The sequence below is a fragment of the Micromonospora sp. HK10 genome (genome assembly GCF_000982955.1).
Taxonomy (GTDB): Bacteria; Actinomycetota; Actinomycetes; order Mycobacteriales; family Micromonosporaceae; genus Micromonospora.
The window spans coordinates 1-20,284 of sequence record NZ_KQ058833.1 but is presented as its reverse complement, the minus strand read 5'-3'; the positions used below and the strand labels follow the sequence as shown (position 1 = coordinate 20,284).

17 protein-coding genes are annotated in these 20,284 nt (G+C 73.4%); 6 read left to right on the top strand and 11 right to left on the bottom strand.

The genetic code is table 11. From position 1 onward, the window contains the following. Positions 1 to 92: 92 nt before the first annotated feature. The 3 genes from purM to LQ51_RS18165 all read right to left on the bottom strand — a co-directional run bounded on the left by purM (position 93) and on the right by LQ51_RS18165 (position 3,380). Entirely contained in the window at positions 93 to 1,247 is a 1,155-nt protein-coding gene (gene purM / locus LQ51_RS18175) for a phosphoribosylformylglycinamidine cyclo-ligase (protein WP_046567327.1), read from the bottom strand. A 60-nt stretch (positions 1,248 to 1,307) separates the two neighbouring features. After that, complete coding sequence (gene purF / locus LQ51_RS18170; RefSeq protein ID WP_082159513.1) at positions 1,308 to 2,858, bottom strand: amidophosphoribosyltransferase; 1,551 nt, start codon at positions 2,856 to 2,858, stop codon at positions 1,308 to 1,310. Between the two features lie 153 nt (positions 2,859 to 3,011). Continuing rightward, positions 3,012 to 3,380: a sterol carrier family protein gene (locus tag LQ51_RS18165; RefSeq protein ID WP_046567325.1), complete on the bottom strand. Its 369-nt coding sequence runs from the start codon at positions 3,378 to 3,380 to the stop codon at positions 3,012 to 3,014. Between the two features lie 163 nt (positions 3,381 to 3,543). Between LQ51_RS18165 and LQ51_RS18160 the strand changes: the two genes are divergently transcribed. Next, the gene (locus LQ51_RS18160) at positions 3,544 to 5,616 is read left to right on the top strand and encodes a carboxypeptidase-like regulatory domain-containing protein (RefSeq protein ID WP_052744952.1); all 2,073 of its coding nucleotides are present in this window, start codon (positions 3,544 to 3,546) and stop codon (positions 5,614 to 5,616) included. Positions 5,617 to 5,785: 169 nt separating this feature from the next. Here LQ51_RS18160 and LQ51_RS18155 read toward each other — a convergent pair whose 3' ends face one another. From LQ51_RS18155 to purS, 4 genes are all read right to left on the bottom strand, one after another. Beyond that, positions 5,786 to 6,535: a 2-phosphosulfolactate phosphatase gene (locus LQ51_RS18155; protein ID WP_046567323.1), complete on the bottom strand. Its 750-nt coding sequence runs from the start codon at positions 6,533 to 6,535 to the stop codon at positions 5,786 to 5,788. Positions 6,536 to 6,545: 10 nt separating this feature from the next. After that, entirely contained in the window at positions 6,546 to 9,350 is a 2,805-nt protein-coding gene (gene purL / locus LQ51_RS18150; protein WP_082159510.1) for a phosphoribosylformylglycinamidine synthase subunit PurL, read from the bottom strand. 127 nt (positions 9,351 to 9,477) lie between these two features. Then, complete coding sequence (gene purQ / locus LQ51_RS18145; RefSeq protein ID WP_046567322.1) at positions 9,478 to 10,161, bottom strand: phosphoribosylformylglycinamidine synthase subunit PurQ; 684 nt, start codon at positions 10,159 to 10,161, stop codon at positions 9,478 to 9,480. After that, positions 10,158 to 10,421, bottom strand: coding sequence for a phosphoribosylformylglycinamidine synthase subunit PurS (gene purS, locus LQ51_RS18140; protein ID WP_046567320.1), 264 nt, complete (start codon positions 10,419 to 10,421; stop codon positions 10,158 to 10,160). The genes purQ and purS overlap by 4 nt, the downstream gene beginning before the upstream one ends. A 470-nt stretch (positions 10,422 to 10,891) precedes the next feature. Here purS and LQ51_RS18135 point away from each other — a divergent pair, with 470 nt between their 5' ends. After that, entirely contained in the window at positions 10,892 to 11,575 is a 684-nt protein-coding gene (locus LQ51_RS18135) for a S1 family peptidase (protein ID WP_046567319.1), read from the top strand. 130 nt (positions 11,576 to 11,705) lie between these two features. Then, positions 11,706 to 12,167: a YbjQ family protein gene (locus tag LQ51_RS18130; protein ID WP_197087818.1), complete on the top strand. Its 462-nt coding sequence runs from the start codon at positions 11,706 to 11,708 to the stop codon at positions 12,165 to 12,167. Positions 12,168 to 12,506: 339 nt separating this feature from the next. Here LQ51_RS18130 and purB read toward each other — a convergent pair whose 3' ends face one another. The 4 genes from purB to LQ51_RS18110 all read right to left on the bottom strand — a co-directional run bounded on the left by purB (position 12,507) and on the right by LQ51_RS18110 (position 16,797). Next, positions 12,507 to 13,931 (bottom strand): adenylosuccinate lyase, encoded by a 1,425-nt coding sequence (gene purB, locus LQ51_RS18125; RefSeq protein WP_046567318.1) that lies wholly within the window; start codon positions 13,929 to 13,931, stop codon positions 12,507 to 12,509. 49 nt (positions 13,932 to 13,980) lie between these two features. Further along, on the bottom strand, positions 13,981 to 14,850 hold the full coding sequence (locus tag LQ51_RS18120) for a hypothetical protein (RefSeq protein WP_046567317.1): 870 nt from the start codon (positions 14,848 to 14,850) through the stop codon (positions 13,981 to 13,983). Continuing rightward, positions 14,847 to 15,365: a SigE family RNA polymerase sigma factor gene (locus LQ51_RS18115; RefSeq protein ID WP_046567316.1), complete on the bottom strand. Its 519-nt coding sequence runs from the start codon at positions 15,363 to 15,365 to the stop codon at positions 14,847 to 14,849. The genes LQ51_RS18120 and LQ51_RS18115 overlap by 4 nt, the downstream gene beginning before the upstream one ends. A gap of 139 nt (positions 15,366 to 15,504) precedes the next feature. Next, positions 15,505 to 16,797 carry an acetyl-CoA C-acetyltransferase gene (locus LQ51_RS18110; RefSeq protein ID WP_046567315.1) on the bottom strand — a complete coding sequence of 431 codons (1,293 nt, stop codon included), beginning with the start codon at positions 16,795 to 16,797 and terminating at the stop codon, positions 15,505 to 15,507. A 54-nt stretch (positions 16,798 to 16,851) separates the two neighbouring features. On the opposite strand from LQ51_RS18110, the gene LQ51_RS18105 reads away from it, so the two are divergent. From LQ51_RS18105 to LQ51_RS18095, 3 genes are all read left to right on the top strand, one after another. Further along, positions 16,852 to 18,228 carry a 3-oxoacyl-ACP reductase gene (locus LQ51_RS18105; RefSeq protein WP_046567314.1) on the top strand — a complete coding sequence of 459 codons (1,377 nt, stop codon included), beginning with the start codon at positions 16,852 to 16,854 and terminating at the stop codon, positions 18,226 to 18,228. Positions 18,229 to 18,479: 251 nt separating this feature from the next. Further along, complete coding sequence (locus LQ51_RS18100; RefSeq protein ID WP_369799869.1) at positions 18,480 to 19,400, top strand: MaoC/PaaZ C-terminal domain-containing protein; 921 nt, start codon at positions 18,480 to 18,482, stop codon at positions 19,398 to 19,400. A gap of 70 nt (positions 19,401 to 19,470) precedes the next feature. Beyond that, positions 19,471 to 20,088: a DedA family protein gene (locus LQ51_RS18095; protein ID WP_046567313.1), complete on the top strand. Its 618-nt coding sequence runs from the start codon at positions 19,471 to 19,473 to the stop codon at positions 20,086 to 20,088. Positions 20,089 to 20,284 lie beyond the last annotated feature (196 nt).

Here is a 20,284-nt window from a genome sequence, read left to right as displayed (position 1 = left end):
CTCCCCCGCCTAGCCTCAGACCCTTCAGGCTAGGCGGCACTGGCCACTCGGGTGAACCCCCGATCAGGTGCCCGGCCGATCCCGGAGCGTGATCATCCGCGGGTGTGCTGCCCGATCATCTGCACGTTGCCGGACCCCTCGATGATCTCGCCGGCCTGCCAGGCGTCCACGCCACGCCCGGTCAGGGTGGCCAGCGCCCGGTCGGCGTCCTCGGCGGAGACGACCGCGAACATGCCGACGCCCATGTTGAACGTCGCCTCCATCTCCGGGTCCTCGATCCGCCCCTTGGACTGGATCAGGTCGAAGACCGGCTGCGGCTTCCAGGTGGAGCGGTTGACCACCGCGTCGACGTGCTCCGGCAGCACCCGGACCAGGTTGCCGGGAATGCCGCCGCCGGTGACGTGGGCCAGCGCCCGTACGTCGGCCTCGGCGATCAGCTTGAGGCAGTCCTGCGCGTAGATCTTGGTCGGGGTGAGCAGCTCCTCGCCGAGGGTGCGCTGCCGGCCGAAGTCCTCGATCACCACGTCCAGCCGCATCCGGCCCGCGCCCAGCAGCACGTGCCGGACCAGCGAGTAGCCGTTGGAGTGCAGACCGGACGAGCGCATCGCGATGACGACGTCGCCCACCTCCACCCGCTCCGAGCTGAGGATCTCGCTCTCCTCCACCACGCCGACGCCGGTGGCGGAGATGTCGTACTCGTCGGGGCGCAGCACGCCCGGGTGCTCGGCGGTCTCGCCGCCGAGCAGCGCGCAGCCGGCGTACCGGCAACCGTCGGCGATGCCGGCGCCGATCTCGGCGACCTTGTCCGGCACGACCTCGCCGGTGGCGATGTAGTCGAGCAGGAAGAGCGGCTCGGCGCCGCAGGCGACCAGGTCGTCCACCACCATCGCGACCAGGTCGATGCCGACCGTGTCGTGGATGTCGAGCTGCTGGGCGATCACCAGCTTGGTGCCCACCCCGTCCGTGGAGGAGGCCAGGATCGGGTTCCGGTATTTCGTGGTGTCCAGCCGGAACAGCCCGGCGAAACCGCCCAGGTCACCCATCACCTCGGGGCGCCGGGTCTGCTTGACCTTGGACTTGAGCAGCTCGACGGCGCGGTCGCCCGCCTCGATCGACACCCCGGCGTCGGCGTACGAGACCGAGCGTTTGCGCGTCGTACGGCTGGTGCCGGCCGTCCAGGGCTGGCGGTCGCCGCCGGCGCCCGTCGGGCTGGTTCCTGCGCCGCTGCGCTCGGACACGTGCGTCACGGTTCTCCCCTTTGTGGTTCTCGCGGGCCCGCGGTTGTGCCGGCCCCGCGTCGGGTGGTGCTACGGGCGGTGGGTCGCGCCGCCCGGAGCGGCTACCGACTCGTTCAGGTCGGGTAGGGCGGTGGTGCCGGTGCGCTGGGCCGCCTCGGCGGTGACCCGGCGACCCACAGCTTCGAGGACGTGCTTGCCGATCAGGTTCCCGGCCGGTAGCTCGATCGGGTACTCCCCATCGAAGCACGCCCGGCAGAGCCGGGTCTTCGGCTGCTCGGTCGCGGCGATCAGCCCGGCCAGCGAGACGTAGCCCAGCGTGTCGGCACCGATCGACCGCCGGATGCCGTCGTTGTCCAGCCCATTGGCGAGCAGCTCCGCCCGGGTGGCGAAGTCGATGCCGTAGAAGCAGGGCCAGCTGACCGGCGGCGAGGAGATCCGGACGTGCACCTCCAGCGCCCCGGCCTCGCGCAGCATCCGCACGATGGCCCGCTGGGTGGTGCCGCGCACGATCGAGTCGTCCACCACCACCACCCGCTTGCCGCGGATGTTCTCCCGCAGCGGGTTGAGCTTGAGCCGGACGCCGAGCTGGCGCAGCGTCTGGGACGGCTGGATGAAGGTCCGCCCGACGTACGGGTTCTTCATCAGGCCCTGGCCGTAGGTGATGCCGGACTCCTCGGCGTATCCGATGGCGGCCGGCGTGCCGGATTCCGGCACCGGGATCACCAGGTCGGCGTCGACCGGGTGCTCCTTGGCGAGCTGGCGGCCGATCTGCACCCGGGCCGCGTGCACGTTGCGGCCGGCGATGGTGGCGTCCGGCCGGGCGATGTAGACGTACTCGAAGAGGCAGCCCTTCGGCTCCGGCGCGGCGAACCGGCTGGACCGCAGCCCGTCCTCGTCGATGGCGATCAGCTCGCCCGGCTCCACCTCGCGGACCACGCTCGCCCCGACGATGTCCAGCGCGGCGGTCTCGCTGGCGACCACCCAGCCGCGCTCCAGCCGGCCGAGCACCAGCGGCCGCACGCCGTGCGGGTCGCGGGCGGCGTAGAGGGTCGACTCGTCCATGAAGACGAAGCTGAACGCGCCGCGCAGCTGGGGCAGGACCTCCAGCGCGGCCGCCTCGACGGAGAGATCCGGCCGGCTCGCCAGCAGCATGGTCACCAGCGAGGTGTCGTTGCTCGACCCGTCCGGGTCGATCCCCCGCTCGACCACCTCCCGCTGCAGCTCGGCGGTGTTGACCAGGTTGCCGTTGTGGGCCAACGCGATGGTCGTGCCGGCACTGGTCGCGCGGATCGTCGGCTGCGCGTTCTCCCAGGTCGAACCGCCGGTCGTCGAGTAGCGGGCGTGGCCGATGGCGAGGTGCCCGCGCAGGCTCGCCAGGGTCGGCTCGTCGAAGACCTGGGCGACCAGCCCGAGGTCCTTGTAGACCACCACGCCCGAACCGTCGCTCACCGCGATGCCGGCGGCCTCCTGGCCGCGGTGCTGGAGGGCGTACAGCCCGAAGTAGGTGAGGTTGGCGACCTCCTCGCCCGGCGCCCAGACGCCGAAGACGCCGCAGGCGTCCTGTGGGCCGGGTCGTTGGGGGTCAAGGTCGTGGCTCAGCCGGCCATCGCCTCGGGGCACGTGCCGCTCCCTCATGCTGATTTGGACTGGCCTGGCGGAGATCGGGGGTCAAGCTCCGCGTGGTCGGCCCGGACCGTCGTCGCCTGACAGTGTACGCGAATCAGCGTCGACACCGACAGTCACGATTCCCCTGCGCTGGGTAACCCCGTCGGGTCAGTGTCCGGGCTGCTGGAGCGGGAGATGTGCGGAGAGGTCGGCCCGGACCCCGCTGACCCGAACGCGACCCTCGGTGACCGCCTCCGCCCAGCCGAGCCGGCCGGTGGCCAGCTCCAACCAGGTCATCGGGTCCGTTTCCACCACGTTAGGTGGCGTTCCCCGGGTGTGTCGCGGCCCCGCCACGCACTGCACCGCGCCGTAGGGTGGAACCCGCACCTCCACCGATCGGCCGGGGGCGCGCTCCGCGAGGACGGCCAAGAGCGTACGGACCGCCTCCCGGAACACCGGCCGTTCGGGCGTACGCCCCTCATCCAGCGCCGACAACGCTGCCGCGACCGCGGCGGAATTAGTGTGCGGAGAGGACACGACGGGACGATACGACCCCGCGCCGGCCCGTTCGACGCCGGCCCTGGGTAGAGATGATCCGGTCAGACAAGGCATAGTTGCCGACGGCGTATTCGTACCGTGAGTGATCGACCCGGCCCGACCGACCGGCCGGCGGGACGATCAGACCCGGAAGGCGGTGGACGTGTCAACACACCGACGTGCCTGGCAGCAGCGGGCCGGTGTGGTCGTGGCGCTGGTGTTCGGCGCGCTGCTCACCGTCCCCGCCACACCGGCATCCGCCGCGGAAGCCACGGTCAACCCCGGTTCAGTCACGGTCAACGCCGGCAGCGATGCCACGGTGAGTGTCACCATCCGACCGGACCTGTCCGACAAGAACGGGGAGATCAGCCTGACAGGCTTGCCTGCGGGTGTCAGCTGCGTCAACGGTTGCGGAAACTTCCAGTTCAACGGGCCACCCGGCTCACCGAAGACCGTGCTGCTGACGTTGAAGGCGAACGACAACGCTGGCGACGCCAACACGACCGTGACGGTCCGGGTGGTCCCGGACTCGTCCGATCCCGCCACGCCGTCGTTCTCGATGACGGTGAAGGCAAAGACTCCGCCGCAGCCGGAGAGCGTGAAGTCCGTCTCCGGCAAGGTCGTGGCCTCGGCGAACAACGAGCCGGTCGCCGGCGCCCTCGTCATGCTCCGGGACAGCCGGAACAGGCAGTACCGGACCACCTCCGACGGGAGCGGCAACTTCCGCTTCACCGGCTCGACCTCGAACCCGATCGCCCCCGGCCGGCTCGACGTGGGGGCCAGCAAGGACAACAAGAACGAGGTCAAGTCGATCGACGCCAGCGCCGGCCAGTCGGTGACCGGCGTACGGATCGGCCTCGCGATCGAAGTCAAGGCCACCCCGACTCCCACCGCGTCGGCGAGCGAGGAGGCCCTACCGAGCGAGGAGGCGACCGAGGAGGCGTCCGAGGAGCCGGCCAGCGAGGCCCCCGCCGCGCAGCAGCCCGCCGCCAACGAGGACTCCGGCGGCATGAGCTCCTGGCTGCTGATCCTGCTCGGTGGCCTGTTCGTCGCGGTGGGCGTCGGCACCATCGTGCTGCTCTACGTGCGACGCAAGAACGACGACGGCGACGGCGACGGCCCGGCCGGTGCCGGCGCGGCGGCCGGCGGCGTGCCGCCCGCGCGCGGCGGCTACCGGGGTGGCGACGACCAGACCCGGGTGGTCAACGGGATGGGCGCTGGGGCGGCCCCCACCATGATCGGCAGCAGCTCGCTCAGCGACGCGCCGACGATGATGCACCGCCCGGTCGTGGACGACGTCCCGCCGGACCCGTACGGTGCCCCGCCCGCTCCCGCCTACGGCGGCGGCCAGGGTGCCGGCTGGGCCGGCGGCGGCTACGGCGACGAGGGGCCCGGCCAGGGCTACGGCAACAACGGCTACGGCAACGCCCCCTCCTCGGGCGGCGGCTACGGCAACGCCCCCTCCTCGGGCGGCGGCTACGGCAGCGGTCCGCAGGGTGCCGGCTACGGCAGCGGTCCGCAAGGTGCCGGCTACGGCAACGCCCCCTCCTCCGGCGGCGGCTACGGCAACGCGCCGTCCTCCGGCGGCGGCTACGGCAGCCGGGACTACGGCGCCGGGGCCGGCGGCTACCCGCCCGCGCAGGGCGGCGGCTACGGCGGCGAGCGGTACGACGAGCCGACCGGCCGCTACCCCGGCGACGGCACCCAGTACACGCCGCCCGCCGACCCGTATCCGACCAGCACCTACCAGCCCGACCCGGCACCCGGCTACGGCCAGCCCGACCCGGCACCTAGCTACGGCCAGCCGGACCAGGGCCGCCACGGCCGCGGCGGGGAGCAGGGCGGCTACGGCGCGGGTGGTGGCTACGGCGCCCAGGGCGGCTACGACGCCGGCGCGCCCTACGACAGCGGTTCCCAGGGCGGCTACGGCAACGGGCCGCAGGGTGGTGGTTACGACAACCGGCCCGCCGGCGGCTACGACAGCGGACCCCAGGGCGGCTACGACGGCGGTCAGCCCGGCTACGACGGCTACGACCAGCGGGCCGGCTACGGTGGCGACGCTTACGGCCAGCAGGGCGGGTACGGCCAGGAGCCGCCGCAGCAGCGCACCGGCGGCTACGACGACCCCGGCTACGACCAGGCCGGCTACTACGGCGACCAGACCCAGGCCGGACGCACCCGGCCGGACGCCCCGCAGGACCGGGGCGGCCGCCGCCTGGACTGGCTGGACGACTAGACCCGCCGGGGCCGAGTCCCCGACCAACCGACAGTGGCCGTCCGGATCCCTCCGGGCGGCCACTGCGCATTCCGGCCACGGCACGCCGACCCGGCCACTGACCGGAGCGCCGGCCGGGAGCTGACGGGCACGGCGACCGGACGGCGCGCGGCGCCCGGGTGGGCCTAAGTCAGCCGGCGACGAAGTAGCCGTGGCGCAGCACCGGCACCACGCGCGAGACGCCGACCTGCGCGGCGATCTCCACGTCGGCCGCGAAGCCGCCCTCCACCAGCTCCCGGCCGGAGACGCAGCCACGGACCGCCGCCGGCACGTCGGGGGTGCTGGCCAGGGCGGCCAGCGCCATCGCCGCCTCCACCGACAGACCACCCGGTACGTCGGCGAGGGCGTCCAGCACGCTGGCCGCCCCCAACTGATCCTCCACGCTGGGCCGCAGCGAGCCGTCCGGCCAACGCTCCCCGGCGGCCACCACGCCGACCGGGGCGTCGGTCGAGCCGTACCCCTGGGTCCGGAGCCAGCGCCCGACGGCGGGCGCGTTGCGCAGGCAGGCCGCGACCACCGGCATGCCGGCGGCGCTGGCGGCGGCGCTGATCGCCGAGCCGTTCGGCGAGGGCAGCACCAGATCGGTCACGACCGGCGCGGCCCGCAACGCCGCCGGCGAGAGCGACCACGGGTGGTCCGGGGTCACCTGCCGGCGACCGACCGCCGCGACGGCGCCGACCCGGCGGGCGTACTCGGCGGCCTGCTCGCCCCACGGGAACGGGTGCACCCGCATGCCGCGCCCGACCGCCACGTCCACGGCGGTGGTGAACGAGAGCACGTCCACCACCACCAGGGCGGCGCAGACCCGGCCGAGTTCCGCCGCCCCGGTCAGGCCCCAGTCGAAGCGGGCGCCGGAGCCGGGTTGGGTGAAGACGGCCAAGGCCGCGGTCTCAGCGCTGGTCCGGCTCGCCGGGAGGCGTCGCGGAATCTTCCGGCGCCGCCGGGGCGTGACCGGCCGACGCGTCGGTGCCCGTCGGAGCCTCGACGTCCTCCTCCGCCACGCCGCCAACCGCCACATCCGCGCCCGCCAGCGTCTCGGCGTCCGCCGCCGCGTCGACCCCTGCCGGAGCCTCGGCGTCCGCCGCGGCGTCCACATCCGCCGCGGCCGGCCCGGCCGGCGCGACCTCATCCGCCGGCACGGGAGCGCCCTCGGCCGGCGCGACCGGCTCGCCGCCGGCCGGCGTCGGAGCACCGCCGGCCCGGGCGATCGGCTCGGCGTCGATGGCGTCGGTGTCGACCTCGACCGGCTGCTCGGCGGTGGCCGGCAGGACGGTGGTGGTCCCGGTACGGGCGGCCTCCACCGTGACCTGGGCGGCCTCCGCCCCGCCGAAGAGGCGCGGCAGCGTCGCGGTGTGCGCGGCGCTCAGCTCGTCCAGGCCGATCCGGAACTGGCCGTGCACCTCGAGCGCGCCGCCGGCCGGATCGGTGACGCCGATGAACTCCCACGGCACGCCGTGCTCGGCGCAGAGCGCGGTGAACGCCTTCTCGTGCCCGCGCGGCACGGACACCAGCACCCGGCCGGCCGACTCGCTGAACAGGAAGACGAACGGCATCGAACCGTCGGCGAACTGCTCGGGCAGCGCGACCCGGGCGCCGACCCCGCGCCGCAGGCAGGACTCGACCAGGCTCTGGGCGAGGCCGCCGTCGGAGAGGTCGTGCGCGGAGCTGACGTGCCCGACCCGCGCCGCGTCGGCGAGCAGGTCGGCGAGCTGCCGCTCGCGGGCCAGGTCGACCTGCGGCGGGATGCCGCCGAGGTGCTCGTGCGTCACCCAGGCCCACTCGGAACCGGAGAGCTCGACGTGCGTCTCGCCGAGCAGGAAGAGCTGGTCGTGGTCGCCGCCGGCCCGGGGCACGAAGCCCATCGGCACCCGGTCGGCGACGTTGTCCAGCACGCCCAGCACGCCGACCACGGGGGTCGGGTGGATCGGCGCCGCGCCCGTCTGGTTGTAGAAGCTGACGTTGCCGCCGGTCACCGGGATGCCCAGCTCGAGGCAGCCGTCGGCGAGGCCGCGCACGGCCTCGGCGAACTGCCACATCACGCCCGGGTCCTCCGGCGAGCCGAAGTTCAGGCAGTTGGTCACCGCGATCGGCTTCGCGCCGGTCACCGCCACGTTCCGGTACGCCTCGGCCAGCGCGAGCTTCGTGCCGTGGTACGGGTCGAGCCGGGCGTACCGGCCGTTGCCGTCGACGGAGAGGGCGACACCGAGGCCGGTCCGCTCGTCGATCCGGATCACGCCCGAGTCCTCCGGCTGGGCGAGCACGGTGTTGCCCAGCACGTACCGGTCGTACTGCTCGGTGACCCAGGTCTTGTCGGCCAGGTTCGGCGACGCGATCATCCGCAGCACGGTCTCGCGCAGCGCCTCCGGGTCGCTCGGCCGGGGCAGCGTCTCCGCCCGGTCGGCCTGGAGCAGGATCAGGTCGGCCGGCTCGCGCATCGGGCGGGCGTAGACCGGCCCGTCGTCGACCAGCGAGCCCGGCGGCACGTCGACCACGAGCTGGTCCCGCCACGTGATGACCAGCCGGCCCGGCTGGCCGTCCGGGGACGGCGCGGTGACCTCACCGATGGCGGTGGCCCAGACGCCCCACTTCTCGGCGGTCTTGAGCACCGCCTCCAGCTTGTCCGGGGCGACGACCAGCAGCATCCGCTCCTGGGACTCGCTGGCCAGGATCTCGTGCGGCTCCATCGAGGGCTCGCGCAGCGGCACCCGCTCCAGCCACACCCGCATGCCGGTGCCGGCGGCCGCGGCGGTCTCGGTGAGCGCGCAGGTCAGCCCCGCGCCGCCGAGGTCCTGGATGCCGACGACCAGTTCGGCGTCGTACAGCTCGAGGCACGCCTCGATCAGCAGCTTCTCCATGAACGGGTCGCCCACCTGGACGGACGGACGCCGCTGCTCGCTGCCCTCGTCGAAGGTGGCGCTGGCCAGCACCGACACGCCGCCGATGCCGTCGCGGCCGGTCTTGGCGCCCATCAGCACCACGACGTTGCCGGGGCCGGCGGCCTCCTTCTTCTGCAGCCGGTCGACCGGCAGCACCCCGAGGCAGAGCGCATTGACCAACGGGTTGCCCTGGTAGCAGGGGTCGAAGACCACCTCGCCGCCGATGTTGGGCAGGCCCAGGCAGTTGCCGTACCCGCCGACGCCGGCCACCACGCCGGGCAGCACCCGGGCGGTGTCCGGGTGGTCGGCCGCGCCGAAGCGCAGCGGGTCCATCACCGCGACCGGGCGGGCGCCCATGGCGAGGATGTCCCGGACGATGCCGCCGACGCCGGTCGCCGCGCCCTGGTACGGCTCGACGAAGCTCGGGTGGTTGTGCGACTCGACCTTGAAGGTCACCGCCAGCTCGTCGGAGACCCGGACCACGCCGGCGTTCTCCCCGATGCCGGCGAGCAGCCGGTCGCTCGGCGGGGCCTTCTCGCCGAACTGGCGCAGGTGCACCTTGCTCGACTTGTAGGAGCAGTGCTCGCTCCACATGATCGAGTACATGCCCAGCTCGGCCTGGGTGGGCCGGCGGCCGAGGATGTGCCGGATCCGGTCGTACTCGTCATCGCGGAGACCGAGCTCCGCGTACGGCTGGAGCTCGTCCGGGGTGTCCGCGGCCCGGGGCACGGTGTCCACGCCGACGGCCCAGTCGGCCGGGCCCGCCTGCGGCACCACGCCCGGGGTTTCCCGCAGGGCCGGGTCCGGATGGGTGGTCATGACCTCTCCTCGCTGCGCTCGCCGCCGTACGGGCGGGTGAGCCGACCGATGATCCCGCCGCGCGCGGTCGCCGAGCCGGTCGTCGTACCCGGCTGCGGGGCTCGCGGACCTGGCTCGCTCCGCACGCTCACGCCGGCGCCCCCACCAGGTGCTTGAGCACCGAGGTGAAGAAGCCGAGACCGTCCAGGGAGGGGCCGGTGAGCGCCTCCACGGCGTGCTCGGGATGGGGCATGATGCCGACCACGTTGCCGGCCTCGTTGGTGATCGCGGCGATGTCCCGCTGCGACCCGTTGGGGTTGCCGCCGAGGTAGCGGGCGACGACCCGGCCCTCGGCCTCCAGCCGGTCCAGGGTCGCCGGGTCGGCGACGTAGCAGCCCTCGCCGTTCTTGACCGGGATCAGCACCTCCTGGCCCGCCTGGAAGGCGTTGGTCCACGCGGTGCCGACCGCCTCGATCCGGAGGATCTGGTCGCGGTTGCGGAAGTGCAGGTGCTGGTTGCGGGTGAGCGCGCCGGGCAGCAGGTGTGCCTCGCAGAGGATCTGGAAGCCGTTGCAGACGCCGAGCACCGGGAGGCCACCGCGGGCGGCGTCCACGATCGTCTCCATCACCGGCGCGAACCGGGCGATGGCGCCGCAGCGCAGGTAGTCGCCGTAGGAGAAGCCACCGGGCAGGACCACGGCGTCCACCCGGTGCAGGTCCGGGTCACCGTGCCAGAGCCGGACCGGCTCGGCGCCGGCGATCCGGACGGCCCGGGCCGCGTCCCCGTCGTCGAGCGACCCGGGAAAGGTCACCACACCGACGCGGGCGGTCACGGGCGCGCGTCCACGGTCTCGTCGGCCTCGACCAGGCGGACGGTGAAGTCCTCGATGACCGGGTTGGCGAGCAGCTTGTCGGCGATCTCGCGGGCCCGGTCCAGGTCCGGTTCACCGGTGAATTCGATCTCGATCCGCCTGCCGATCCGAACCGAGGCGACGTCGTTGACGCCGAGCCGGGGCAGCGCGTTAGCGACGGCCTGGCCCTGAGGATCGAGGATCTCGGGCTTGAGCATGACGTCGACGACGACGCGAGGCACGGGGCACTCCTGACTGTGTACGCAGTTGGGTGCCGGCCCACAACGGGGCGAGCGAAGCCAGCCTACCTGGCAGATACCGCCCTCCCGGCACCGGCCGGGGGCAGTTCAGGCAGTGATGGGCGTGACCGGCCGCCGGGGCGGAGGGCCGTTGCGGAGTCGTTGTGACCTCGATACGGATTCGTTGCCGGAGACCCGGACCGGCGGCGGCACCGGCGGCTCCCACCAGGCATTTTCCCGCGTCACGCGGGCGGCTGGACCGGTTTCCGACAATCGGCCGACCCGGCCGGGAACGTGGCTGGCGGCGACCCGACGGAAATCACCCCGGCTCTTGTGAGTGACACCCGTCACCACCTAGCATTCATCGCCGTACGTCGATGTATGGCATCGACGTCCATCGCCGGATCGCACCGGACCCGGCGCCACCACCTCTGGCCCACACCCCCGGGCCACCGCGCGGAAGGAAGTCCCGTATGCGCCTCCGACCCCTGCTCACCGTCCTGACCACCGCCCTGGCCGGCGTCCTCGCCAGCACGACGGGCGCCGTCGCCGCCCCGGCCGGTCCGCAGCCGATCATCGGTGGCAGCACCGTCTCGTCCGCCCCCTGGGCCGCTGCGGTCTTCAGCAACGGATCGTTCACCTGCTCGGGCAGCGTCATCGCCGCGCAGTGGGTGCTCACCGCCCGGCACTGCGTCAGCGGCACCATGTCCGTCCGGGTCGGCAGCGTCTACCGCTCCTCCGGCGGGGTCACCCGCACGGTGAGCGCCTCGTACACCCGCAACGACCTGGCCCTGCTGCGGCTCTCCAGCACGGTCAGCACCAGCGCCGTCACCCTGGCCACCAGCAACCCGCCGATCGGGTCCACCAACTCGATCTACGGCTGGGGCATGACCTGCTACAGCGGATGCAGCGCCGCCAGCCAGCTCAAGACCGCCACCGTCCAGGTCACCAGCACCAGCGTCACCGACGCGTACGGCGGCCAGGCGATCCGGAGCACGAAGATCAGCGGCAACGCCTGGCGGGGCGACTCCGGCGGGCCGCAGTTCTACAACGGCCGGCAGGTCGGCGTGGCCTCCACGGCCGACGGCGTGAGCATCCAGAACTACGGCAGTGTGGCGTACAACCGGTCCTGGATCACCTCGGTGGCCGGTGTCTGACGGTTAACGCCCGGGGCGGCGCGGATGGGTCGGTGGCACCCCGACCGTCCGCGCCGCGCCGTTTTGCAGCATCCGGTCAGCTGAACACGGCTCGCGAACCGGCCGCCGGGCGGCTGACAGCATCGGAAACGTGCTGGTCGTGACGACGGATCAACTGCCCGGCTACGAGATCCGCCAGATCCTCGGCGAAGTGGTCTCCTCGATGGCAAGGACCCGGAACCCGTACCGCGAGGGCGTCAAGAACCTGCGCGGTGGCGCGTACGACCCGATGGCGCCCGACAACCTGACCCGCTGGCGTACCGACTCGGTGGCCCGGCTCGGCGAGGAGGCCCGCCGGCTCGGCGCGAACGCGGTGATCGGGATGCGGTTCGACAGCCGGGACTGCGGCGAGATGTGGATGGAGATCTGCGCGTACGGCACCGCGGTGATCGTGGTGCCCAAGACCCCCGACGTCATGCCGCCCGACCAGCCCATGGTCGCCGCCGAGACGGCGCACGACCCGGAGATCACCAGCGCCCCCGGCGGCATCGCCGAACCCGCCAGCGCCCCCAACCTCTCCACAGCCGCCGAAACCCCCACCCCCGGCACCTAACCCCCACCCACCCCACCCCCACCCCCATGTGCCCCGCCAACCCCGGGCGCTCCCGCCCCGCGCGATCCCGCCGGCGCGCTCCCGCCCGTGCACTCCCGCCGGCGCGCCCCGCGCCGCGCGCTGTCCCGTGCGCCCCGCCTGGTGCGCTGCCCCGTGCGCCCGGCCCCGCGCAGCGCCCCGCGCGCTGTCCCGTGCGCCCCGCGCGCAGCGCTGTTGATCAAGGGGTTTGCGTCGGTGTTGATCTCCAAACAGACCGAAACCCCTTGATCAACGGGACGGACGCGGGGCGGGGGCGGGGAGGGGCGAGGCGAGGCGGGGTGGGCGGGTGGAGGGGCCTAGCTAGAGGATGGGGGGTGGGGAGTAGGCGGCGGCTTCGGGGTGGCGCTGGACGATCGTGGTGATGCGGGCGGTGACGCGGTCGACCTGGGTGGCGGCGGCGCCGACGAAGGCGTTGCGGTCGGCGACCAGGGCGTCGATCTCGGCGCGGGTCAGGCCGAGACGGCCATCCGCGGCGAGCCGGTCGAAGAGGTCGTTCTCGGGGGCGCCCTTCTCCCGCATGGCCAGCGCCACGGCCACCGAGTGCTCCTTGATCACCTCGTGGGCGGTCTCCCGGCCGACGCCCCGGCGCACGGCGGCGACCAGGATCTTCGTGGTGGCCAGGAAGGGCAGGAAGCGCTCCAGCTCCCGGTTGATCACCGCCGGGTACGGCCCGAACTCGTCAAGCACGGTGAGGAAGGTCTGGAACAGCCCGTCGGCGGCGAAGAAGGCGTCCGGCAGCGCGACCCGGCGGACCACCGAGCAGGAGACGTCCCCCTCGTTCCACTGGTCGCCGGCCAGCTCGCCGACCATCGACAGGTAGCCCCGGATGATCACCGCGAAGCCGTTCACCCGCTCCGACGAGCGGGTGTTCATCTTGTGCGGCATGGCGCTTGAACCCACCTGGCCCGGCTTGAAGCCCTCGGTGACCAGCTCCTGGCCGACCATCAGCCGGATCGTGGTGGCCAGCGACGACGGCGCGGCGGCCACCTGGGCCAGCACCGAGAGCACGTCGAAGTCCAGCGAGCGCGGGTACACCTGGCCGACGCTGTCCAGCACCCGGGCGAAGCCCAGGTGCCCGGCGACCCGGCGCTCCAGCTCGGCCACCTTGTCGGCGTCGCCGTCGAAGAGGTCGAGCTGGTCGGCGGCGGTGCCCACCGGCCCCTTGATCCCGCGCAGCGGGTAGCGGCCGATCAGGTCCTCCAGCCGCTCGTACGCGATCAACAGCTCTTCGGCGGCGGAGGCGAACCGCTTACCCAGCGTGGTGGCCTGGGCGGCGACGTTGTGCGACCGGCCGGTCATCACCAGCGCGGAGTATTCGCCCGCGTGCCAGGCCAGCCGGGTCAGGGCGGCGACCACCCGGTCCCGGATCAGCTCCAGCGAGGCGCGGATCTGCAGCTGCTCGACGTTCTCGGTGAGGTCCCGGGAGGTCATCCCCTTGTGCACGTGCTCGTGCCCGGCGAGTGCGCTGAACTCCTCGATCCGGGCCTTCACGTCGTGCCGGGTGACCCGCTCCCGCGCCGCGATGGAGGCCAGGTCGACGTCGTCGACCACCCGCTCGTACGCCTCGACCACGCCGTCCGGCACCGGCACGCCGAGGTCCCGCTGGGCCTTGAGTACGGCGAGCCAGAGCCGCCGCTCCATGCGGACCTTCTCCTCCGGCGACCAGAGGGCGACCAGTTCGGGTGAGGCGTACCGGTTGGCGAGCACGTTCGGGATCGTCGTCACGGCCCTCATTCTCCCGTACGCCGCGTCCGCGGATCCGGCCCACTGGCGATCAACGGAGGGTGAGCGTGGGATAACGGGCGATCCCTATCGCCTGATCCACGGTGAACAGCTTCTCCTTGTTCCACGCAACGGCGGTGACGGTCACCAGCATGCCGTCCTGTCGCAGCAGCCGGACCTGGAACGTGTTCCATGGGTCGGCAACGGGCTGGGACGTTCGAGTGGCCCCCGAAGGAGCGCGTCGCGGAGCGCCGGTCACCGCCGGTTGCACCTGGTTCGTCCATTCGGACTGCGGCAGCGGCCCCTCCGTCACCCTGGCCCACTCCCCAGCCGGCCCGGTCCGCTCCTCACACGTCCAGCCGTCCCGATCTCCGGCTGGCGGACAGAACATCCGCTCGGCCGTGGCGCGGACGACGGGCTCGATCATGATGGTCACGTGCCCCCGCCGCCCGTCGACCATCAGGTTCGCCGTGACCACGTAGCCGGCCTGGCCGAAGGGGTTGCTGAACGCGGCGATCAGCAGCTTCGGAGGGTCCACCGGCTTCTCCCAGATGCTGGCGTCCGGGAGCCATCTGAGCTGTGGCAGGTTCTCCCGCAGGGCGACGAGCGCCGCCCCGCCGAACCGGTCACGCACCTCGATGTCGTACCGCATCGGGACGTTGGCCGGCGCGGAGCTCCACGGGCCGGTCGGGCGGGGCGTCGGAGCGGCGGGACGCGAGGCCGTGGGGCCGACCGGAGCGTTGACTCCCGCGACCGTGACAGCAGTACCGGCCAGCGTGATCACCGCGAGGGCGGCACCGCTGACCGCGCCGACACGACGGCGTCGGGCCCGCCGCATCTCACGTTGGATGATGTGTTCGACATCCACCGCCGCCGGCGGTGGTGCCCCGATCGCCTCGTCCAGGATCTGCCGGTACGTCATGCCCGCCTCCCGTGCTTGGTGGTCGATCCGGTCCCGGCGAGCAGACGCAGGTGCGCCAGTGCCCTGGCGGCCTGGCTCTTCACCGTCCCGGCGCTGACGCCGAGGATCTCCGCGGTCTGCTCGACGGACAGATCGCAGTAGAAGCGCAGCACCACCACCGCGCGACGCCGTGGCGGGAGCTGGCCGAGTAGCTCCCACAGCAGCTCCCGGTCGGCCAACGACACCTCCACGGTGCCCGGCTCGGGCAGGTCGGGCAGCTGGTCGCTGCTCTGTTCCCGCCGCCACGGGCGCCGCCGCTCGTCGAGCCAGGCGTGCGTCAGCACCCCGCGGACGTACGCGTCGACGTTGTCCGCCGCCCGGACCCGCCGCCAGTGCCGGTACAGCCGGCCGACGGTGATCGACACCAGGTCGTCGGACAGGTGCCAGTCCCGGCAGAGCAGGTAGGCCGTCCGGCGCAGCGGATCCAGCCGGACGGACACGAACTCGCGGAACTCGTCCTCATTGGGCCGGTTCACGCCACGGAGCCTGTTGCTCGCCTCATGACCAGGGGACGTAAGTCGTTCCCCCTCGGGTTGCTCGGGGACCGGAGCTGGCGGCTTATCCGGTTCCGGACCGGCGACGTCCGCCCGGAGGGCGGACGTCCGTCGTTCGTCGTCAGCGCTCCAGGATCGCGGTCACGCCCTGCCCGCCGGCGGCGCAGATGGAGATCAGGCCCCGCCCGCTGCCCTTCTGCTCCAGCAGCTTGGCCAGGGTGGCCACGATCCGCCCGCCGGTGGCCGCGAACGGGTGCCCGGCGGCCAGCGAGGAGCCGTTGACGTTGAGCTTGTCCCGGTCGATCGCGCCGAGCGGCGCGTCCAGGCCGAGCCGCTCCTTGCAGAACTCCGGCGACTCCCAGGCGGCCAGGGTGGCCAGCACCTGGGAGGCGAACGCCTCGTGGATCTCGTAGTAGTCGAAGTCCTGCAACGTCAACCCGGCCCGGGCCAGCATCCGGGGCACCGCGTACGCGGGGGCCATCAGCAGCCCTTCGTCGCCGTGCACGAAGTCGACGGCGGCCGCCTCGGACCAGGAGAACCAGGCCAGCACGGGCAGGTGGTGTTCGCGCGCCCACTCCTCGGAGGCCAGCAGCACGGTGGACGCACCGTCGGTGAGCGGGGAGGAGTTGCCGGCGGTCATGGTGGCCCGGTCGGCGTCCGGGCCGGTGGTGCCGAAGACCGGCTTGAGCGAGCCGAGCTTCTCCAGGGTGGTGTCCGGGCGGAGGTTCTGGTCGCGGGTGAGCCCCAGGTAGGGGGTCATCAGGTCGTCGAAGAACCCCTGGTCGTACGCGGCGGCGAGGCGCTGGTGCGAGCGGAGCGCCAGCTCGTCCTGGGCCTGCCGGTCGATGTTCCAACGCAGCGCGGTCCGTGCGGCGTGCTCGCCCATGGAGAGCCCGGTACGCGGCTCGGCGTTGCGGGGGATCTCCGGCTTGAACGGCTGGAGCGGGCGGAGCTTCGCGGCGAGCTTCAGCCGGGCGCCGAGGGTGCGGGCGGAGTTGAGCTGGATGAGCGTCCGCCGCAGGTCCTCGTTGATGGCCAGGGGCGCGTCGGAGGTGGTGTCCACACCTCCGGCGATGCCGACCTCGAGTTGCCCGAGGGCGATCTTGTTGGCGACCAGGATGGCCGCCTCCAGCCCGGTGCCGCAGGCCTGCTGGATGTCGTAGGCGGGGGTGTGCGGGTCGAGCCGGGAGCCGAGCACCACCTCGCGGGTGAGGTTGAAGTCGCGGGAATGCTTGAGCACCGCGCCGGCGACCACCTCGCCGACCCGCTGGCCGGCCAGGCCGAACCGGGCGACGAGGCCGTCCAGCGCCGCGCCGAGCATGTCGGCGTTGGACGCCTGCGCGTAGCGCGAGTTGGACCGGGCGAAGGGGATGCGGTTGCCGCCGATGACGGCGACCCGGCGGACACTCTGCACGATCGGCCTCCTGGTAGCTGTTGCCCGAACCCTACTCGCCAGTAGGCTACGCCTATGACCGACAGGTACGCGAGCTTCGTCCAGACGGGGGCCGGTCGCGCGCTGGTCAAGCGCCTCGGGCTGCCCGACCCGCCCCGACTGCGCCGACACACGCCCGGCGACCCCCTCGTGCCCGGGCCGGTCCTGCTCGGCTCCGCCACCGGCGGCCGGCTCGCCGACCCGGTGGGCAAGGTCCTCACCGCCGCCGGGGTGGAGCTGGTCGACCCGGCCGCCGACGCCGACGGCGCCGCCCGCTTCGCCGCCCTGGTGTACGACGCCACCGGCATCACCGACTCCACCGGGCTCCGCCAGCTCTACGACTTCTTCCACCCGCACGCCCGGGCGCTGACGCCCAGCGGCCGGGTGATCGTGCTGGGCACCCCGCCGGCCGAGTGCGGCTCCCCCCGCGAGGCCACCGCCCAGCGGGCCCTGGAAGGGCTGACCCGCAGCATCGGCAAGGAGTTCGGCCGGGGCGTCACGGCGCAACTGGTGTACGTGACGAAGGACGCCGGTGCCGGCCAGGGCCTGCCCGCCGGCACACTCACCAGCCTTGAATCGACCCTCCGGTTCCTTCTCTCCGGCCGCTCCGCGTACGTCTCGGGTCAGGTGATCCGGGTCGGTGCCGGCACCGCCGTCGCGCCCGCCGACTGGGACCGGCCGCTGGACGGCCAGGTCGTGCTGGTCACCGGCGCGGCCCGGGGCATCGGCGCGGCGCTGGCCACGGTGCTCGCCCGGGACGGCGCCCAGGTGGTGGCGCTGGACATCCCGGCGGCCGGGGACGAACTGGCCGCGGTCGCCAACGGGATCGGCGGCAGCGCGCTGCAACTCGACCTGACCGCGCCGGACGCGCCGACCCGGCTGGCCGAGCACCTGGCGTCCCGGCACGGCCGGGTCGACGTGGTGGTGCACAACGCGGGCATCACCCGGGACAAGACGCTGGGCCGGATGGACGCCGACCGGTGGGACTCGGTGATCGACGTGAACCTGTCCAGCCAGGAGCGGATCAACGACGTACTGCTGGAACGCGGCCTGATCCCGGCCGGTGGGCGGATCGTCTCGGTCTCCTCGATCGCCGGCATCGCCGGGAACCGGGGCCAGACCAACTACGCGACCAGCAAGGCCGGGGTGATCGGGCTGGTCGACTCGCTCTCCCCGGTGCTGCGGGAGCGGGACATCAGCCTCAACGCGGTGGCGCCCGGTTTCATCGAGACCCGGCTGACCGCGCGGATCCCGCTGATGATCCGGGAGGCGGGCCGGCGGATGAACAGCATGGCCCAGGGCGGCCTGCCGGTGGACGTGGCCGAGACGATCGGCTGGCTCTCCTGGCCGGCCACCGGCGCCGTCAGCGGCAACATCGTCCGGGTCTGCGGCCAGAGTCTGCTGGGGGCGTGATGGCGTGGCGTAAGCAGCAGCCGTCGGAGGAGCCGGCCGCGGAGCTGTCGGTACACGAGCTGATCGAGGGCCCGACCCAGGACCTCACCTCGGCCCGCAACGCCCTGCGCGCGGGCGCCGATCCGCGCCCGGCGGAGCTGGGCACGGGCACCGATCCGCGCCCGGCGCAGCCCGGCGCGGCGGAGCCGCCCGCTCTCTCGTCCGAGGCGACCCAGGACCTCTCCGCGCTGGCGGGCGACCTGACCCACGACCTGTCCGCCGCGAGCCGGTCGGCGGCCACGCCGACCGCCGGCGCGCCCGGTCGGCCGGACGGGCGGGTCCGGGTCGAGCTGGGGCGGCTGCCGGCACCCGGCGCGCTCTACCGGCGGGCGCTGCTCGGGGTGCTGCCCGGGACGGGCCGCCGGCGCGGGCAGGACGTACCCGAGGTGGAGCTGACGGTCGGCGGGGTCACCGTGGACCCCGGGCACCTGGCCGACTACGACCGGGTGTGCGGGTTCCGGCTGGCCGACCGGCTGCCGGCCACCTACCTGCACGTGCTGGGTTTCCCGCTGGCGTTGCGGCTGATGACGGTGCCGGAGTTCCCCATCCCGCTGACCGGGGTGGTGCACGTGGCCAACCGGATCACCGTGCACCGGCCGGTCGACGCCGGCGAGACCGTGGACTTCCGCACGTACGCCGAGAACCTGCGCCCGCACGAGCGGGGCCGGCAACTCGACGTGGTGCTGGTCGGCTCGATCGCCGGCGAGGAGGTCTGGCGGGGCGTCTCGACGTACCTGGGGAAGGGGCGCTCGGCCGGCGGCGGCCCGCGGCGCGACCGGGGTGACCGCCCGGCGCCGCCGGCCGCCTCCGCCCAGTGGCGGGTGACGCCCCGGGTGGGCACCGACTACGCCCGGGTGTCCGGTGACCACAACCCGATCCACACGTCACGGCTCGGGGCGCGGCTGTTCGGCTTCCCGGGCCCGATCGCGCACGGGATGTGGAGCAAGGCCCGGTGCCTGGCGGCGCTGGAGGGCCGGCTGCCGGAGGCGTACACGGTGGACGTGGCGTTCAAACTGCCGGTGCCGCTGCCGTCCACGGTCGCCTTCAGCGCAGGCGGCACCGGCACGGAGTGGGACTTCGCGCTGCACAGCGCCCGGGACGGCCGGCCGCACCTGGTGGGCACCATCCGCTGAGCCGGCCCCGGTTACCCCCTTTTGTACGGGAAGGGGCCCCGCCCGACCGCGTACCCCCGAGCATGGGGGGATGGGGGACGCGCTCGACCTGCTGTACCAGACGGTGGCCTCGCCGTGGGTGTACCTGCTGATCATCGCGGTCACCGCGGTCGACGCGTTCTTCCCGGCGGTACCGGGCGAGACCGTCGCCATCACCGCCGGGGTCTTCGCGGCCAACGGTGAGCCGCACCTGGTCGGAGTGATCCTGGCCGCCAGCTTCGGCGCACTCGTCGGCGACCACATCTCGTACGCCATCGGGCGCGGCGGCGGCGCGCACCGGCTGGCCCGGCTGCCCGCCGACAGCCGGCGCCGGGCCAGCTCCGAGTGGGCCCGCCGGGCGGTCGACCGGCGTGGCGGGGCGATCCTCACCACCGCCCGGTACGTCCCGGGCGGCCGCACCGCGGTCACCCTCACCATGGGCGCGGTCCGCTACCCGATCCGCTCGTTCCTGATGTACGACGCGCTGGCCTGCGCCGTGTGGGGGACCTACTGCGGGTTGCTGGGCTGGTTCGGCGGTCTCGCCTTCGCCCACCACCCGATCCAGGGCCTGCTCGTTGGCGTCGGCCTCTCGGTGCTGGTCGCCGGCCTGCTGGAAGCCGCGCGCTGGGCCCACCGCCGGGCCCGCGCCCGCGCCACCATCCGCCGCTGACCCACCCGACCGCCCCACCCGACCGCCCCACCCGACCGGTCCGGCCGCCCGGTCCGGCCGACCGCCCCGGCCGCTCGGTCCGGGCACGGGATGCGGCAGACGGTGGTCTCCGCAGAGACCGAGGGCACGCTTTGCCGCATCCCGTGCCCCGGTTCGGGCCGCAGGTGGGGGTGAGTCATGTAAAGGACTCCGGTGC